The sequence below is a fragment of the Metabacillus litoralis genome (assembly GCF_007994985.1).
GTDB classification, from domain to species: domain Bacteria; phylum Bacillota; class Bacilli; order Bacillales; family Bacillaceae; genus Metabacillus; species Metabacillus litoralis.
In genome coordinates, this window is record NZ_VOQF01000006.1 from 337,050 (window position 1) to 356,102 (window position 19,053).

The following is a 19,053-nucleotide window of genomic DNA, read 5'->3' on the forward strand; positions in this document are numbered from 1 at the left end:
TTACATTACACTGGAGTTGGAATATTTCTTGAAAATTCCATTTGCCACAAAAAGTAGAATAATACTTACTACTGAATTAAATATGCCAATCGCTGTACCGTATGAGAAACGACCTAACCCAATTCCGTAATTCAATGCATATAAATCTAGTACTTCTGCATAATCAACAACTAAGTTATTTCCGAGTAGCAATTGCTTCTCAAAACCAATGCTTGTTAAGTGCCCAATGTTTAAGATTAATAGAACGAGAATGGTTGGTCGTATTCCAGGTAATGTGATATGCCATATCTGTCTTATCCGACCAGCACCGTCTACCTTTGCTGCTTCGTAGAGCTGAGAATCAATCCCTGACATAGCAGCTAGGAAAATGATTGCGTTCCATCCCATTTCTTTCCAAATATCAGATGCTACAACAATTCCCCAGAAATAAGATCCTTCTGCCATGAATTGAAAAGGCTTGTCTACTACACCCATTCCTACTAACAAATCATTGATTACTCCACCGTCTGTTGAGAGCATTTTTGTCACAATACCAGCAACAACAACCCAAGATACAAAATGGGGTAGATATGTTATTGTCTGGACTGTTCGTTTGAACAAATTTACTCGAACTTCATTTAAGAGGACAGCAAAAATGATTGGCATCACAAAACCGATGGTTAATCCAAGAAGACTCATCGCTAATGTATTTCTTAGTGCCCGATAAAAACGATCATCTGAAAATAATTCAATAAAATGCTCAAATCCAACCCATTCTTGCTGAAAAAGGGATAGACCCGGCTTATAATTTTGAAATGCCATTGTCCATCCCCATAATGGAAGATAATTAAAAACAATGACTAAGATGACAAAAGGAACAGCCATCATATATAAGTATTTTTGCTGAACGAAAGTTTTCCAAAAGCTTTTTTTCTGAGTTTGAATAATTACAGCTTCTTTTTTACTGCTAGTAACTGTTTTCATGATGATCCCCCCTTCTTACTTATAAGCTAATGATAGCGCATACATAAAAGATAAAATACCTCATAAATTAACACAAAAATCATATAAATTTTTCATATAATGTATCTTTAATTCAATGCTATTTTTTAAAAGATGTTACTAATTAACCTAAATTCCTGTTAGTAACAATGTTTTTATCAGTTACTATTCTAAGAAGAAAAGATGTCACTAGACTTTATATAGTTCATATGACTAAAAGCAACAAAGTTTACGAAAACAACTCTAGTCATCATGCGTAAAGAAACGTACAACGAAAAAATCGTGTACGTTAAGGTGTTTTTCTTCTGAATTTACTAGGAGACATACCAACATATTTTTTGAATTTATTATGAAAATAATCGACATTAGAATAGCCAACCTTGTCTGCTACTTGATAAACCTTCATACCTTCAGTTAATAATTTTTTTGCATTTTCCATTCGGACCTTATCTAGATAGGTGTTAAAATATTCGCCAGTATGATTTTTAAAAATTTTCCCTAAATATGCACTATTATAATCAAATATCTTTGCTAGAGTCTCTAACTTTAATGTTTCATGATAATTGCGATGGATGAAATCCACAAGCTTTACTAATTGACCTTCTTGGTCACCAATATTTTGACTTGATATTACTTTTAAAAATAAGTCATAAATATAATCTAACAGTACACTTATAGAAGTCTTGTCATTTATTTTATAAAGATCTGCTGTTATATCTGAAACCGTCTCACTTAGCTCTTGTTTATTCACCAAGCATTTATTAAGTACCATTGATAGTAAGCGAATAAAACTTGTTTTTATTTGCTCTTCCGAATAGTTTCTATCAATCATTGTTTGAGCAGCTTCCATTAAAACATTCTTAAGTGCCTGATCATTAAATGCCTCAAGAGCAAAATATATCTTTTCAGTAAAGGAATGGATTGGAAATTCATGTGGTTGTATTTCATGGTTTGGTAGATTGTTAGGAATAAGAAATCGCTCTGAATCTGTTCTAAGAAATTTAGAATCTTTATAATAAAATTGATTATCAAGTATCTTTTTTGTTTTCCTAAATTCCTCGCCTATCTCACTAATTACTGTAAAAACCTTACTTACAGACATCACAATTTTAATATTCTTTATATGACTTTTTACTAAATCATACAACTCGTTATAATGAACAAGGTTAGGTCTTATGTCTTTTAATACAATACAAAGATATTGGTCTCTACTGAACAAATACCCCCAAGTTTCTTCAATCTCTTGCGTTAAGAGTAATCTAATCTCTTCAAGATCTAGATTTGTATGATCTAAAAATTTCATCAGTACTAACTGATAATTATTTGCTTGTAACTCTAGTTTTATTATGTCTTCATTTAAATTATGAACTGCGGCGTTTTCACAAGTTTCAATCATTTCCTTAAAAAAGGCATGTCTACCTTCTTGCAAGCTTTTATCTTGTTGTTCGGTAAAAGTTTGTTTTAGATCTAGATTTTTCTTGATTCCTTTAACATATCGAATCAATTCTTCTTCTTCTACTGGTTTTAATAAATAACCAGTCACATTTTGCCTGATTGCTTTTTGTGCATAGGAAAAATCGGCATACCCACTTAACACAAGGAATTGTACATGATCATCATCTTTTCTGATTGTTTCAATAAGTGTTATACCATCCATTCTTGGCATTCGAATATCAGCAAGTATTAAATGAATTTCATTTTTTCTATATTTCTCCAAACCCTCTTGACCATCTTTTGCTGTATCTATTACCTGGTAACCTAAGTCTTCCCAAGGAATTAATGTTCTTAAACCTTCTCGAATCATCGGTTCATCATCAATAATTAACACGTTATACATGTTCTCTCCCCCTTACTGGTATGACAAATGCAACCTCTGTCCCAATATTAGGTTGGCTTTTTATTGTTAAGCCACTTCTCTTCCCAAACGTAAGTATAAGTCTTTGATGAACATTAACTAACCCAATTCTATTTGCTCTATTATCTTCTATATTTTCTAATGCATTATTTATTGATTGTAACTTTTCCTCAGCAATGCCATTTCCATTATCAGACACGCACACATGTAATTCATCATCTATCACCTTTGTTATAATTTCTACTCGTCCCTCAAGTGATTTATCTTCGAGACCATGGAGAACACTATTTTCTACAAGAGGTTGAATGATAAGAGGATGAATATAAATCCCCTCAGACAAAGGATCAATAGTTAATGAGTAAGATAAACGATCACCATAACGGAATTTTTGAATTTCTAAATAACACGTAACCAATTCAATTTCACTTTGTAGCGTGACCATTTCACCTGTAACAGAAATGCTTTTTCTCATTAATTTCCCTAGCAACTTAACAACACCTGCGATTTCTCTTTCACCCTTCATATGAGCTTTCATTCTGATCGATTCTAGCGCATTAAAAAGAAAATGCGGGTTAATTTGACTCGCCATCATTTTCAACTTAATTTCCTGTTGACGCTTTTCGAGGATATTATTTCTTCTATGAGCTTTATCTACTTCGTCGATTAACTCTTTAATGTTTTTAACCATATAATTTAATTGATAAGATAATAGTCCGATCTCATCTTCCCCATCAACTTGTATATATACGTTTAAATTTCCTTCAGATACAATATCAATTTGTTCCCCTAATTTAAGAATTCTTTTTGATAGAAGTTTTGAGAAAAAAGAGATTAATAGAATAGCAATAACTAAACTAATGACAATAACAATCAATCCAAGACCGAGAAATTTATTCGCATCCTCCATAATGACTTTCTGAGGTATAACAGAGACAAATCTAAGTTTATTTGAACTAATTTCAGGTAATAAAATATCAACAAGAACTTCAGATTCCTCTCCATCAACCATCCCAGTAATAGAACCTGACCATTCATTAGGAGGGAGATCAATATTTACAACTTCATTTAACTTTTTGCCAATAAATTCACTACGGTTTGAAACAGCAATATAGTTATTATCATCGATAATCATAACCGGTGTTCGTTCTTGACTGAGCATATCGTATAGGTGATTATTGTTCACATTAATCACTAAAAGAGCATTGAGTTTATAATCGGTATAATTTATATTTCTAACTAGACTTAAGTATTTTTTATTATATTTAGTTTCATCTTGTATATAATACCAGCCTATCAATCCATTAGTTTTTTGGGATGAATGATACCAAAATTTATCTTCTATAAATGTCTCAGGAATAAATCTCCAATTATTTAACATTGTTTCATTCTTTGTGTAAACACGTATATTTGAAATTTCACTAAATGTCTCAAGATACTCTTCAAATTTATGATAGCTATTGTATGTAGAAACAACTTCTTGAATCGTTTTATATTCCGTATTAAGGATTTCTTTAAGTTCAGTATCTAATGTTAAATTATTTGATACATATATCGCCTTCTCTAACGTCTCGGCAGTACGCTTTTTCACTCTTTCTAAATCAGAAGATACTTGTTCTTTTGCATCGGTGAGGGCATTTGATCTTAATTCATGGGTTAAAAAGGTTCCAACTATAAGCAGCGGAATAATAACGGCTATGACAAAGGAAAATACTAGCTTTGAATGAAGCTTCATATTATTAAAATAATTTTTTAAACGATTCATAAAATACCACCGCCAAGATCCACAATGTAAACGCTTTAATTTTTGTTTGTCATTTAATATTTAGGAATAACGATAAAAAGTTTAGGAGATAAAGAGGCTTGAAAAAAATAGCCTCTTCATAGTCATTTACTCTGCTCGATAATTGCTACATCATAGGAAGCTAATTCAATTGATTGAAAGACCTCTTCTCCTGTTAACAAATTTAAACCAGTTACAGAAGAAAGCTCAATATGAACAGTATCACTATTATGGTTTAAAACAAATACGTAGGTTTTATCGCCTTTAATACGTTTTGTTATTTCAACACCAGGCTCATTCCCTGAGAAATCATTTCTTATTCCTTTTTCCTTAATAATTTCGTTTATTAGTCCTTGTAAAAAAGCATCATCAGGACTTGATGCAACATACCATGCTTGCCCTTTACCAAATTTATTCTTCGTTACAACTGGACGGCCCTGATAAAAATCCTTTCCATAGGTAGCAATGACCTCTGCACCCTCTGAGTGAATAAGATCGAATAATAAAGAGCAAGAATACACATCCTTTAAGAGCCCATATTCTTTTTCCATGACAATTTTATTTGTATGCTCTGGAGCAAGTGCATCGATTTCCTCTGACCATATTCCAAGTACATGACGCAATTCACCAGGATAACCGCCTAAAGTGACCAGATCATTTTCATCCACAATCCCGCTAAGGAAGGTGGTTAAAAATATCCCACCTTTTTCTACAAAATCTTCAATCTTCTTTGCATATCCCGGCTTAACCATGTATAAAACAGGAGCGATCACAACTTCATATTGACTTAGATCCTCTTGAACACCGATCATATCTACCTGAATATTTTGATCAAACAAAGCCTTATAGTATTTATGAACTTCATCTACATATTTCAAGGATATGGATGGACCTGACGAATATTCAACTGCCCACCAGTTATCCCAATCAAACACAATCGCTACTTTTGATTGTACTCTTGAATTTAATAGAGTATCGGATAATTGGTCAAGTTCTTCTCCAAGCTCCGCTACCTCTTTGAAAACTCGTGTATTTTCATGGCCAACATGATCAATAACCGCACCATGGAATTTTTCACAAGCTCCACTTGAACGCCTCATTTGAAAAAACAATACGGTATCAGAGCCATGGGCAACTGCTTGATAGCTCCACAACCGCATGACACCAGGACGTTTTAAGGCATTATATGGCTGCCAATTTTGCTGACTTGGTGTTTGCTCCATTAACATAAACGGTTCTCCATTTTTCAAGCCTCGCATCAAGTCATGCATCATCGCTGTATAGCTAGTAGGTGTTTCAATAGAAGGATAATTATCCCATGCGATAACATCCATATATGGAGCCCACTTTTGATAGTCTAGTGGTTTATAAGCACCCATTATATTTGTTGTTACAATTGTATCTGGTAAAGATTTCTTAATAATATCATACTCCATTTTATGGCATTCTAACATACTATCAGAATTAAAACGTGCATAATCTAGTGAAATCCCTTGGAACATGGTGTGTCTTTCACCAAAATGCTCACTAAGAAGGTTTGGTGTGACAATCTCGTCCCAATCATAAAACGTATGTCCCCAAAACGTTGTGTTCCAAGCTTTATTCACATGATCTAATGTACGGTATTTTTCTTTAAGCCAAACACGGAAGGCTTTCTCACAATTTTCACAATAGCAAGCCCCACCCCATTCATTCGAAATATTCCAAAGAAGTACAGCTGGATGCTTTTGATAGCGTTCAACAAGTTTCTTCACAAATAAAGAAGCATATTTTTGATAGGTGAGACTATTTGGACATGAATTATGTCTTCCTCCAAATTTACGTTTCTTTCCGTCAAATTCAGTTCGAAGAACATCAGGGTACTTCTTTGCAAGCCATGCTGGATGAGCGGCTGTACCTGTTCCAATTCCAACTTTGATTTCATTTTCATATAAGGTATCAATTACTTCATCTAGCCATTGAAAGTCATAAGAAACCTCATCCTTCTGAGATATTGCCCATGCAAAAATATTAACTCGAACAAAATCAATTTTTGCGCTTTTAAACATTCTTATATCTTCATTCATCGTTTCACGGTCATATTGTTCTGGGTTATAATCTCCACCATAAATCATTTTCGGGATTTTTGTACTAATCATCCTATTTCCTCCTATTCACTTTAATTTTATTCATCAACTAATGAAACTTTTATTTTTGAATTATTTTCTACTTTTACTTGATTTGTCATAACAAAGGTCCCTTCTTGCGTTTCAATTTTTATTAATTTATTTTTATAGGAAACCCTTACATTACTTTGTTTAGTAGACATTATTTCTGCTAATTTTAGTTTTCCATCAGCCCATTCAATAGTTATTTCAAACCCACCTCTTGCTTTTAATCCGCTTACCCTGCCATTTTTCCAAGCAGCTGGTAATGCAGGTAGTAATTCAATTTCACCTAAATGGCTCTGAACCAACAACTCAGCCATTCCAGATGTCCCACCAAAATTACCATCAATCTGGAAAGGTGGATGATCATCAAATAAATTAGGATGAGTAGATCGTGCTAATAGCGTTTGCAAATAGAAATGCGCATTGTGTTCATCCTGGAGGCGAGCAAATAAATTGATAAGCCATGCACAGCTCCAACCTGTATGTCCTCCACCATGTTCTAAGCGGTATGTTAAGGAATTTCTTGCAGCTTCAACTAAGTTCGGAGTTTGATTTCTATTAATTTGATTGCCTGGGTAAAGTCCATATAAATGTGATACATGTCGATGACCAGGTTCATGCTCCGCGAAATTCTCTATCCATTCTTGCAATCGTCCATCTTTGTTTATTTTGAAAGGTACTAAGCGTTCTATAGCACCTGACAGTTCTTCAAGAAAGTCATCTTCAATATTTAATTGTTTGCAACTCTGTATGCAATTTTGAAATAACTCTTTAATTAACGTCATATCCATTGTGGAAGCATAAGATACAGCTGTTGGTTGACCATCATCGGTGAGAAATTTATTTTCCGGTGATGTGGAAGGGTTTGTTACAAGATATCCATCAGGTCCTTCTATTAACCAATCCAAGCAAAATTGTGCAGCATCTTTCATTAACGGATACGCTTTTTCTTCTAAGAATGCATGATCAAGTGTGAACAGATAATGCTCCCATAAATGACTTGCCAGCCATACTCCTGCCAGTGGCCAAAAAGCCCAACAAGCCTGACCCGAAGATGGTGTAGACATCCTCCATAAATCAACATTATGGTGAACGGCAAAGCCTCTCGCACCATATAATTCTTTCGCAGCACTTTTACCCGTAATGCTCAAATCTTCTAATAGATCAAAAAGAGGATCGTGGCATTCTGTTAAGTTACAAACCTCTGCTATCCAATAATTCATTTCCGTATTTATATTCGTTGTATAATCACTATTCCATGGAGGCTGAATAAACGGATTCCAAATTCCTTGAAGATTCGCTGCCTGAGTGCCAGGTCTTGATGAGGAAATTAATAAATAACGACCATATTGAAAATACATTGCTTCAAGTGAAAAATCATCTTGTCTGTTTTTATAAATTTCTAGCCTTTCATTTGTAGGAAGTTCTTCATAGTGGTGCTCCGTATCTAATGAGAGAGATACTCGATTAAACAAACTCTGGTAATCATGTATATGGAAATTCTTTAATTTTTCATATCCCTTATTTTTTGCGTTGAAAAGGATATTCTGGCATTGAGTTTCAATAGATGATAAATCCGATTTTGGCACCTCATGAAAGTTTATAAAATTCGTTTTCGCTGTTAGCAGTAACATCACTTCATTTTCACCGGAAATCTCAAGAGCCTCATCTGAAATAGAGCTTCCCCCCTTTTCCGACTGCCCTTGTATATGAACTTGAAATTTTAAACCACGATGATCGTCATATAAAATTTCACCAGGATTTTTTACGGAAATAGGACTTTTCCCACTCAAAATGAGAGACTTATCTTTCCCTTCGTTAATCACATGAGGATGTAATGAATTCAGGTGAATTCTTAAACGAATTGGAGAAGATTCTTGACCTAAGGCCATTACCCTTACTACCAGAACCTGATCGGGGTAACTAACAAAGATTTCTCTTCTATACGTAACATCACATATCTTATATTCCGTTCGTGAAACAGCTGTTTTCAAATCTAGTTCACGCCGAAAATTTTCCACATCGCCTTCGTTTATATGTTCAATAATTACATCACCTAAAGGCTGATAAGCTTCACAATCTTCTCCAACCATCTTCTTTTCTATTAGCTGTTCAGCTTCAACATTTTTCCCTTTAAAGATAAGCTCTCTTGCTTTTTCCAAAGTATGTTTAGCTTCTTTATTGATTTTTTGACCTGGTTCCCCCGACCACAACGTATCTTCATTCAATTGAATTTTTTCATATTTTGCATCTCCAAAAACCATTGCTCCTAATCGACCATTTCCTAAAGGTAGTGCTTCCTCCCACTTTGCTGCAGGAGCCTTATACCACAATTTCAAATCCTTTTTATTAGGATTCGTCATCATTTCACCCCATTTTCCAAAAGCTCTTTTCTGAAAGATTGTTACTAATTGAGTTTTTTCTCATAAAAAGAACGATTCTAGAAGAAAAGATACCACTAGATTTATATAGTGTTGTTTCCTTCAGTTCCTAAAAACAACATAGTTTACGATAATAGCTTTTCTAAAAAAAGGTCAGTTAGCACCAACTGCCAGCCTGACCTTTTCACGTTAATAGAAAACACCCTTACTATGACTAAGCAATGAAACGGAAGTAACTTACTAATACTTCACCCTTACAAACAAAATAAACCTTAGTATGTTCAATAGATTCTTTGAGTTGAACAGCTCCTGTTACGGTATGCCAATTTTGTTTGTCTCCCGTATTACTAACAACAATTTCACCGATTTTCTCCCCTTGAGGATGTTCAAGATAGATATCAATCTTCGTTTGTTCTGAGTTATTTGATACACGAGCTTCAATAGATTGTACACCTTTACTAAAATCTACATCGCTGTACATCACCCAGGATCCATCTTTTGTTTGAACAGAATGCCCACCTTCTTTGCACTCGTTGATCACTACATCTTGATAATCATCATAGTTTTCTGCTTTTGTATTCACATACAAATTACGTGGAGGAATAACCTCACCATTAACCTTAAGTGTTTCTTGTAACATGATATCCGTTGATGATTGACCAATCATCAACTCATATTCTCCAGTTTCAACACAATACTTATCTCTAGTAACATCCCAAACTGCTAAATCACTTGCTTTTACTTTCAGTTCTACTTCTGTTGTTTCTCCTGCTTCAATAAAGATTCGTTTAAAACCAATTAATTGTTTAAGTGGTCTTTTGAATCGAGATTGTAATGAACGGAAGTATAGCTGGACAACCTCATCACCTGCATATGTGCTATTGTTTTTCAGCTTTACTATTACAGTTACCTCACCATGCTCATTAATTTCATTTTCACTAACTCTAAAATCACTATATTCAAAATTGGCATAAGATTTCCCGTGACCAAATGGGTATAATTCTTCACCATCAAAATACATATACGTTCGTTTGCCTTTAATAATATCGTAGTCTAATATATCAGGTAATTGATCTACAGATCGATACCATGTCATATTTAAACGGCCCGCAGGATTATAGTCTCCAAATAAAACATCACTTATCGCATTTCCTAACTCTTGACCTGCATGTGAGGTATAGAGAATGGCCGGAATATTTTCATCTACCCAATTAATCGCAAATGGATAGCTTCCAATAACGACAACAATTGTATTTGGATTCACTTTATAAACTTCTTTAATGAGTTGTTCCTGAGCTTGAGCTAAAGAAATATCTGGGCGATCCATTTCTTCCTTGCCATTAACTACAGGATTATTTCCGACAAATACAATGGCCACATCAGATTCCTTTGCCGCTTTAATGGCTTCTTCCATTCCATTTTCAATTATTTCTTTTTCTAGTAAAACAGAATTAGTAACATCTGTGTCTTCAGATATCTTAAGTTTTCCATCTTCGTCTTCAACAACTGCTTGATTATTCCAAGTAGAAAGTTTAAATTCGTTTTGGCTTTCTGGTTGTAAGTGGAGAACTTCTTTTACAAACCATCCATATATTTCATCAGCAGAAGCTGTTATGTTTTTATCATCTGCACTTGTTACGTACTTACCATTATCTAGTGAACGAGCTGTATAGCTTCCCCATCCCCAATCCGAAAGCTCAAACCTTGCTGCTTCTTCTTTCTTCTGCTTATTTGCTAGTAGAGGACTATTTTCATCCATTCCTAAACCAATAAATTTACTAGCTTTCTTTAAAATAACCTTATCATTTCCACTATGGAATGTTACCTGTTTACCTTCTAGCTTATTTTTTATACCATCATAAGGTGTAATAGAATATGGGAAATCTCCTGAATACCAATCTCGATAGACAATATCTCCCAACGGTCCTATGACTGAGACCTTGTTTAACTTTTCCTTATTTAAAGGCAATAAATTGTTTTCATTTTTTAATAGTACAATAGATTCCTTAGCTGCTTGAGATGAAACCTCAGCGTGTTTCTGGTCACAAATAATTGATTCAGGTATAGCTGAGTATGGGTTATTCTCAATTGGATCAAATTCTCCTAAACGAAAACGAACCCTGAATGTATTTCGTAATGCACGGTCTAAATCATTTTCTTTTATTAAATTCTTTTCTAACGCTTCAAAAATTGCCTTGGTTGTTTCATCAAAATCATCTGTCATGCTGTCAATTCCGTTTTTAATCGCATCAGCCACAGATTGAGAATGGTGTTCATAATACCCATGATCACGAACAACTCCTAATAAATCTGCTGCATCACTTACAACAAATCCATTCATTCCCCATTGCTCTTTAACGATTTCCTTTACATAAGGGTGAAGAATAGCTGGCGTACCATTGATCGAATTATATGCTGTCATCATAGAGTGGGCACCACCTTCTTTAAAAGGCAGTTCAAAAGCTTTCAAATAATATTCATGCATATTTCTCGGATCAATACTCGCTGAACAGCTTCCACGATCAATTTCATTATTGTTTGCTAAGAAGTGCTTTAATGTTGCGACAGCTTTGAAGAAAAACGGATGGTCACCCTGAATACCTTTTACAAGAGATGAAGTTAGCTTTCCTGTTAAATAGGGATCCTCGCCATAAGCTTCTTCCGTTCTTCCCCAACGTGGATCTCTTTCCATATCAACTGTAGGAGCCCATAAAGTTAATCCATTTATCTCTGGATTTTTCTTATAAAAAGCTCTAGCCTCAGTACTTATGACATCTCCGATTTCTTTCATTAATTCCGGGTTCCATGTGCAAGCTAATCCAATTGTCTGCGGAAAAGTTGTTGCTTTACCTAACCAAGCCATGCCATGAGCAGCTTCAGTACCTTGTTTATGAGCATTTATTTCCAAGCGTTCAATAGCCGGCTGATATTGACACATTAAATGAACCTTTTCTTCTAATGTAAATCTTGAGGTAAGATCATTAACTCTTGTTTCTAATGGTAGGTTGGGATTTTGAAAAGGAAATTTGTAACTCTTTTTTTCGGCTATTTTTTCCATATAATTCTCATCCTCACTATGTATTTATTATGTAATACCTATTTATGAAGCAATTACACAACACTAATGTAAACGCTCTCTTAACTTTATCATTCTTCCATTCTTCTTAAACACCCTAATTATTATAGAAATAATCCATTCTAATTTAGAGATAATTAATGGACTTTAAATCAACTTTGACACCTGTAATGTTTCTACTTTATTATGAGATAATAGCTCTATTTTATTGGAATTATTATGAAAATAGTTTTTTTATGCCGATCGACACTTTAATCTCTCTATAAAGAGCTGTTTATGTAAACTTTGTTGCTTTTAGTCATATGAAGAAAACAGCACTGTATAAAGTCTAGTGGCATCTTTTCTTCTTAGAATATTACCTTATGATAAAAACTTACTAACAAAAAATTAAGTTAATTAGAAACAATCAGAAAAGAGCCTTATAAAAAAGCAGAAGTAATAGAGGAGTTGAGGTAATTGAATAATTTTCTTGGAAGAGTACAACCCGTTTTTGAATGGATTATTAATCTAGCAACACTGAATCTAACATGGCTAGTCTTTATTTTACCTATTGCGTATTTGAGTTTACTTCTAGTTCTTGTTGAAGATTTTAGTCAGATGATACTGTTACTAATCTCCATTATTGTATTATCTCCGGTTTTGTTATTTCCAGCTACGACAGCTTTATTTGGTGTTGTTAGAAAATGGTTCATGAAAGAAGATATAAAAATTATTCGTTCCTTTTGGAAGTTTTACAAAGAAAATTATAAACGGAGCTTTTTAGGCGGACTCTTTATCTCTTTTCTATGGCTAATAGGGAGTGTTGACTATCTTTACTTTAAGAATACTTCACCTTTTATAAATTTTTTATTTTTATTCATATTAGCTCTCTTGCTTCTTTATACACTATACTTTTTTTCTGATACTGTTCATACAGAATCTAAACTATCTCAGAGCTTAAAGAACGTACTAATTATCAGCATCACAAACCCAGTATTTTCTTTCGGAATCATCATTCTTTGTATTTTTATTATTTATATAAGTTTCACATACTTTCCATTTTTGCTCCTCCTCTTTACTGGTGTCTTTGTCGCAATCCTTAGTTACTATGGCTACCATAAAATATTTACGACAATAACGCGTATGAACAACAAATAGTCTATCTTTTTTCTTATTTTTAGACATTCATGAGAGGTTATTATTTCATGAATGTCTTTTTTGCGCGCCAACCAGCCTTTTCCCGACCATCAAACACATTTTATCGACCATTCTCCTCTTCTACTCGACCATTCTTCCATTTTTGTGCGCCAACCAGCCTTTTCCCGATCATCAAACACATTTTATCGACCATTCTCTTCTTCTTCTCGATCATTCTTCCACTTTTGCGCGCCAACCTAACCCCATTTTGTGTTTATTTTACAGTCAATTTATCGGCTACTTATTCTAAAAATTCAAAAATTGTCCGCTCTTACACCGTATTAATGAAAACCACTGAATGACAATTATTCGATTTAATGATATCAGATTTCTAAAAAAACTCTTACACCAAAAACATGAATGCTTTTGGTGAAGAGTTTTACCGTTTCCTTGTTATCTTATCGATTAATCCATCGTAAAAGTTTCTCAACATTCTTTTTGCTAACTTTCCCACCCGTAAAGCGGTCAATCTGTCTAAATGGCATGTTGATAACAAAGTATACATTATTTGCTGTTAACGGTTTTCCAATTTTTTTATAGAAATGATGGAAAAACATAATAGATTTATATAGCAGTTTTCCAAGCCAGTTTTTATACTGCGCTTGATTAATCGTGTCATTCATCCCTAAATCTTTTTGATAATCCCAATTTGTAGGTGGAAGCTTTCTACCTAATATTTTTTCGAATTCTGAATCAGGGATATGCTTAGCATTTGCCTGGGAATAGTGTGGATATTCATCCTTTAAGAAAACAGTTGGAGTAACACCTGCCATTTCAATCGATTCCTCCAAATGAATTTCTTGAATTGAGCTACCTACTTGAATCTTATAAACTCCTGATTCGATTTCCCAATCCTGTATTTCAGGATTATAGTAAGAGAAATCTCGTTTTGTTAACGTTATTGTCACTCGCTTCGTTTCACCAGGCTCCAAGTGAACCTTATCAAAGCCCTTTAATTCTTTTTGCGAACGGAAAATCTTTGAATCTACCTTTTCAATATACAATTGAGCAATTTCTGCTCCAGCAACTTCACCAGTATTTGTCAAATCAAAACTAACATTTAAGCCGTCTACAAGAATATTACTATATTCATAAGTAGTATAAGATAGCCCATAACCAAATGGATAAAGCACTGGTACTTTTGCAGTTTCAAAGTATCTATACCCGATGAATACCCCCTCTTTATGCTCACTTGTTGCTTGCTGTCCAGGGTAGTATGCTGATGATGGTACATCAGTATAGTGAATTGGGAATGTTTCACTTAATTTACCACTCGGATTATGTTTACCAAGTAATATATCACCTATGGCTTCACCCCCACCTTGTCCTGAAAGATACGTGTGTATAATTCCTTGAACGTCATTAGCAAATGGTAATTCAATTGCTCCACCACCAGATAAAACAACGATCACATTTTTATTAACCTTAGCTAAACCTTCAACAAGGTCTAGCTGATTTTGATCTAATTTTAAATTTTCTCTATCCACACCTTCTGCTTCTCTGCTTTCATCAAGACCAATAAATAGAAGCACCGTTTCAGCAGATTCTGCGAGACTTGTTGCCTCTTTCAATAATTTATTGCTTCTTCCTCCCATTCGCTTAAATCCTTGTGCATAGCCTGCAATCTTTAAAGAAGAATTTTGTAAGCTATCAAGTGGATTACTTAATTTATAAGGATTAATTAATGAGCTCCCTGCTCCTTGATATCTTGGATTTTTTGCAAAATCACCAATAACCGCTACTTTTGTTCCCTCTTTAAGTGGAAGAATACTATTTTCATTCTTAAGGAGTACAATAGACTGACGAGCAGCTTCAACTGCCTTTTTGTAGTGCTCTTCATAATCTACTTTTACTGCTTCTTTATCATCTAAACGCACTTTAAATACTAGTGATAGTAATTGATCTACCGCTTCATCTAAAATTGATTCATCTAATGTTCCTGCTTGTATTGCATAGACAATTTCTTTATCTGTAATTCCGTTAGTAGAAGGCATTTCTAACTGATTATGAGCTTTTAACCCAGCAATACGGTCATTATTTCCACCCCAGTCAGTTACAATAACACCGTCAAATCCCCATTCAGAATACAAAATGTCATTTGCTAAATGTTGATTTTCATTTGCAAATTCACCATTTACCATATTATAAGAAGACATCATCGTAAGAGGCTTACTTTCTTTAACAACTTTCTCAAAGCCTGTTAAATAAATTTCTCTAAGCGAACGTTCATCGACAATTTCGTCAATTGTCATTCGCATATGCTCCTGACTATTGACAGCATAATGCTTAGGACAAGCTGAAATGTCATTGGACTGAATTCCTTTTACCATTTCACTAGCTAGTTCACCAGTTAGATATGGATCTTCTGAGAAATATTCGAAATTACGTCCACATAACGGATTTCTTTTAATATTTAGACCTGGTCCAAGTAATACACTAACTCCCTCACTACGAGCTTCCTTCCCAATATCTTGTCCTACATCATATAACAGTGACTTATCCCAGCTATTTGCTAATGTTGCTGCTGTTGGATAACAAGTTGCTGGTAAGCTTTTATTTAATCCAAGGTGATCTGCTTTCCCGCCTTGTTTGCGTAATCCATGTGGTCCATCAGTTAACATAATGGATGGAATTCCAAGTCTTTCAATTGCTTTCGTATTCCAAAAGTTTTGTCCAGACATGAGGGAAGCTTTCTCTTCCAAAGTCATTTGTTGAATTATATTTTTATGTTTCATTCTACCCACCGCCTCTAAGAAGTTGTTAATTGGTAAGAAGGCGGACATAGTCCGCCTTCTCACTTTATCAAGTAATATTTTTAGTTAAAAATGTACGTTTTCAGTGTTGCATATAGAGAATTATGCATGCTATTTCGCAGCCCAACTGCAACTGCTTCAGGATGCTTGTCATATGCTTCTTGTAATTGCTCCTTGTTCTTGGTAACCGATAAAATATCTAACATTAAATCATTACCAGATGTAATGGCTATTTGTGGTTCCATGAAACCGAACACTGCATCTGAAGATACGACACCTTCAAAGCCCCATTCATCTCTTAGCATTCCATTTAATAATTCCGGATTTGCCCATTTTCCATCAATGTAAGTGAAACTAGACATTGCACCGGTTACACCAGCCTCTTTTACTGTCATTTCGAAAGGACGTAGGTGTAATTCACGCATAGCTTGTTCATTTGACCATACTAGAATCCCAGAGCGTGCATTTGTTTCTTGCTCATTCATGATAAAGTGTTTCATAAACACCGTAATACCTTGGTCCCCTGCACCCTTCGACATGCTACCACCAATCATACCGTTCAATACAGGATCTTCTGACATATACTCAAAGTTTCTTCCGCCTAGTGGTGAACGGTGAATATTAAGAGCTGGAGCGTACCATCCGTGAACTCCGTATGCTTTAGCTTCTTTTCCAATTGATTCACCCATTTTGTAGGCTAAATCTTTATTCCACGTTGATGCAATAACGATTTCAGTTGGGTATGCTCCAGCTTCGAACTTCTTAAAGAAGAAATTAAGCCCAGCAGGTCCATCTAATAAAACTGTATTCGGTATTCCATGTTCTTCAATTGCTGTTGTGTGATAAGCAGCATCTGACACATAATCGATCATTTGATCAACAGTTAATTGATCTAAGAATTTATCCCACTTAGCATCGTCATAATCTAATCCTTTTAAATCCTCTAATTTAAGGCCATTGTCAGCACCTGTTATAGGCATGTCAACATCGTTATTAAACTCATGTCCTTGAACTCTTTCTATAACGAGATCTGATGCAACTTTTGAATTATCTTGATCTGATGGATATGTTCCTTCCCAATCGTTACGAGAAAGAACTGTTAGTTCGTTTTCTGATTGAGTAAAACGATTTTTATACTCTGTTCCTGTATCAGCGTCTGAGTTGTATACAATTTCTTCCGGTAATTCATAGCTCAATGAACGATCAATATCATGAACATTTTTACCAAGTTTAATTTCGTATGTTCCCTTTTCTAAAACATAGCTCTCATTAGCCATATCGTATGAAGCCATATCCCTTGTATCATACGTAATTGTTAAAGTTTCAGATTCTCCTGGATTTAGAGACTTTGTTTTTGCAAAGGTTGCTAAGTTAATTGCAGACTTTTCAATTCCACCTGGTGTATATGGAGCAGAATAGTAAACTTGGACAACATCTTTTCCAGCAACTTCACCAGTATTTTTCACTTCTACTTTTAACTCGATCGATTCACTATTTAATTGTTGACTAACAACATTCCAATCAAATGTTGTATAACTTAAACCAGAACCAAAAGGATATTGAACTGCTTGTTTATATCCCTCCTCATTTCCTTGATAGTACGTTTCATAAAATCTGTATCCTACATAAATTCCTTCTTCATAATTAAGGTAAGCTTTATCTAAATTCTCATATTTATAGTCTCCGAAATTCTCACTCGCTGGTGAAGATTCAAGATCATAAACATACGTATCAGTAATACGTCCTGAAGGATTTACTTCTCCTGATAGAACTTTAGCAAGTGAATTTGTTCCAAATGGTCCAGGAGTCCCAACCCAAAGTACGGATTGAATACTTGGAAATTCCTCAACAAATCCTAATTCAAAAGTATTACCAGCATTTACGATGATTGTCACATTGCTAAAGTTACTAGCTACTTTTTCAATTAAAGCACGCATATCATCTGTTAGCTGTAATTGATCCGCACTTACATCTGACGCCTCTACCGCATCACTTTGAATAATAATCATTGCATTATCAGAGAATTCTTTCGCTTGAGCTAGTGCATCAGCTGTAACAGCTGGCTCACCAGATTCCTCGTCATCACCACCAAGCATTCCTTTAACTACTTGAACCGCACCAGTTTCACCCTTACCTGTTGCTTCTTCTAATTCTGGCAATCCCGCATAGTAATCATATAGTTCCTTATTGTACTCAATTCCTGCATTGTTAAGCGCATCAAATAAATTGACAGCACGAGATAAGTCTGAAGCACCAGAACCACCACCTGCATATTTAAAGCCAAATGCCGTAGAACCAAATACATTGATTTTTTTATCTGCTAGAGGAAGTGAATTGTTTTCATTTTTTAATAAAACTAATCCTTCATCCGAAATTTCTTCAGCAATAACATCGGCAGCTTCTCTTGCTTTAACTGCTTCTTCGTTTGTTGTATCAATTGTAATGTGTTTACCAGTCATGTTCCCAAGAATACTTGAAACAGTCGGCCCTACCGTTACTACAGCAAATAATACCACCGCACCAACAACCGACCAGCCCGCGATTCGTATTGGTCTATTTTTTATTTTTTTGTACCTTTTCGCTTCTTTTTTCGCTGCTCTTCTTTCTTTACGGCTTAAAGATCTCAATTCTTCTTTTCTTTGTTGTTTCTGTTCTTTCCTCAATTGTTTATCGCTTACAATTGCTGCCTTTCTATCAGCCTCTGGCATAGCAGCAATTTCCTGCTTTCTTTGTTTACGCTTTGCTTTATCTTCCTTCACTTGTTGCACTATTTCTTGTTTCTTAGCTTTTCTCTTTTTAAAGTACTCAGACATGATGATCCCCTCCAACATTAACTTCTATTTTTAAATAAAATAATATCCTGCAACTACTCTGTCTTTCCTCTTTTGAAAGATTCTTTCT

10 protein-coding genes are annotated in these 19,053 nt (G+C 34.6%); 1 reads left to right on the plus strand and 9 read right to left on the minus strand.

Annotated elements, in window-relative coordinates; all coding sequences use genetic code 11:
- The 6 genes from FS935_RS12305 to FS935_RS12330 form a co-directional block, all read right to left on the minus strand.
- Positions 1-963 carry an ABC transporter permease gene (locus FS935_RS12305; protein WP_146948886.1) on the minus strand — a complete coding sequence of 321 codons (963 nt, stop codon included), beginning with the start codon at positions 961-963 and terminating at the stop codon, positions 1-3.
- Between the two features lie 307 nt (positions 964-1,270).
- Positions 1,271-2,818 (minus strand): response regulator transcription factor, encoded by a 1,548-nt coding sequence (locus tag FS935_RS12310; RefSeq protein WP_146948887.1) that lies wholly within the window; start codon positions 2,816-2,818, stop codon positions 1,271-1,273.
- Positions 2,811-4,598: a cache domain-containing sensor histidine kinase gene (locus FS935_RS12315; RefSeq protein WP_146948888.1), complete on the minus strand. Its 1,788-nt coding sequence runs from the start codon at positions 4,596-4,598 to the stop codon at positions 2,811-2,813. Before FS935_RS12315 ends, FS935_RS12310 begins: the two co-directional genes overlap by 8 nt.
- Before the next feature lie 122 nt (positions 4,599-4,720).
- Positions 4,721-6,754, minus strand: a complete 2,034-nt coding sequence (locus FS935_RS12320) for a beta-galactosidase (protein ID WP_146948889.1) — start codon at positions 6,752-6,754, stop codon at positions 4,721-4,723.
- Between the two features lie 26 nt (positions 6,755-6,780).
- Positions 6,781-9,129, minus strand: a complete 2,349-nt coding sequence (locus FS935_RS12325; RefSeq protein ID WP_240050897.1) for a glycoside hydrolase family 95 protein — start codon at positions 9,127-9,129, stop codon at positions 6,781-6,783.
- Positions 9,130-9,361: 232 nt separating this feature from the next.
- Positions 9,362-12,205, minus strand: coding sequence for a glycoside hydrolase family 3 protein (locus FS935_RS12330; RefSeq protein ID WP_146948891.1), 2,844 nt, complete (start codon positions 12,203-12,205; stop codon positions 9,362-9,364).
- A gap of 474 nt (positions 12,206-12,679) precedes the next feature.
- Between FS935_RS12330 and FS935_RS12335 the strand changes: the two genes are divergently transcribed.
- The gene (locus FS935_RS12335) at positions 12,680-13,360 is read left to right on the plus strand and encodes a YesL family protein (RefSeq protein ID WP_146948892.1); all 681 of its coding nucleotides are present in this window, start codon (positions 12,680-12,682) and stop codon (positions 13,358-13,360) included.
- Between the two features lie 100 nt (positions 13,361-13,460).
- Here FS935_RS12335 and FS935_RS24215 read toward each other — a convergent pair whose 3' ends face one another.
- The 3 genes from FS935_RS24215 to FS935_RS12345 form a co-directional block, all read right to left on the minus strand.
- Positions 13,461-13,595, minus strand: a complete 135-nt coding sequence (locus tag FS935_RS24215; RefSeq protein ID WP_275669606.1) for a hypothetical protein — start codon at positions 13,593-13,595, stop codon at positions 13,461-13,463.
- Between the two features lie 202 nt (positions 13,596-13,797).
- A complete protein-coding gene (locus FS935_RS12340; RefSeq protein WP_146948893.1) occupies positions 13,798-16,134 on the minus strand; it encodes a glycoside hydrolase family 3 C-terminal domain-containing protein in 2,337 nt (778 codons plus the stop codon).
- An 80-nt stretch (positions 16,135-16,214) separates the two neighbouring features.
- A complete protein-coding gene (locus FS935_RS12345) occupies positions 16,215-18,965 on the minus strand; it encodes a glycoside hydrolase family 3 C-terminal domain-containing protein (protein ID WP_158638603.1) in 2,751 nt (916 codons plus the stop codon).
- Positions 18,966-19,053: the final 88 nt, after the last annotated feature.

Coding starts and splice junctions, on each gene's coding strand:
- FS935_RS12330 (WP_146948891.1), bottom strand. CDS start 12,205: ATGGAAAAAATAGCCGAAAAAAAGAGTTACAAATTTCCTTTTCAAAAT.
- FS935_RS12340 (WP_146948893.1), bottom strand. CDS start 16,134: ATGAAACATAAAAATATAATTCAACAAATGACTTTGGAAGAGAAAGCT.
- FS935_RS12345 (WP_158638603.1), bottom strand. CDS start 18,965: ATGTCTGAGTACTTTAAAAAGAGAAAAGCTAAGAAACAAGAAATAGTG.
- FS935_RS12315 (WP_146948888.1), bottom strand. CDS start 4,598: ATGAATCGTTTAAAAAATTATTTTAATAATATGAAGCTTCATTCAAAG.
- FS935_RS12310 (WP_146948887.1), bottom strand. CDS start 2,818: ATGTATAACGTGTTAATTATTGATGATGAACCGATGATTCGAGAAGGT.
- FS935_RS12305 (WP_146948886.1), bottom strand. CDS start 963: ATGAAAACAGTTACTAGCAGTAAAAAAGAAGCTGTAATTATTCAAACT.
- FS935_RS12325 (WP_240050897.1), bottom strand. CDS start 9,129: ATGACGAATCCTAATAAAAAGGATTTGAAATTGTGGTATAAGGCTCCT.
- FS935_RS12320 (WP_146948889.1), bottom strand. CDS start 6,754: ATGATTAGTACAAAAATCCCGAAAATGATTTATGGTGGAGATTATAAC.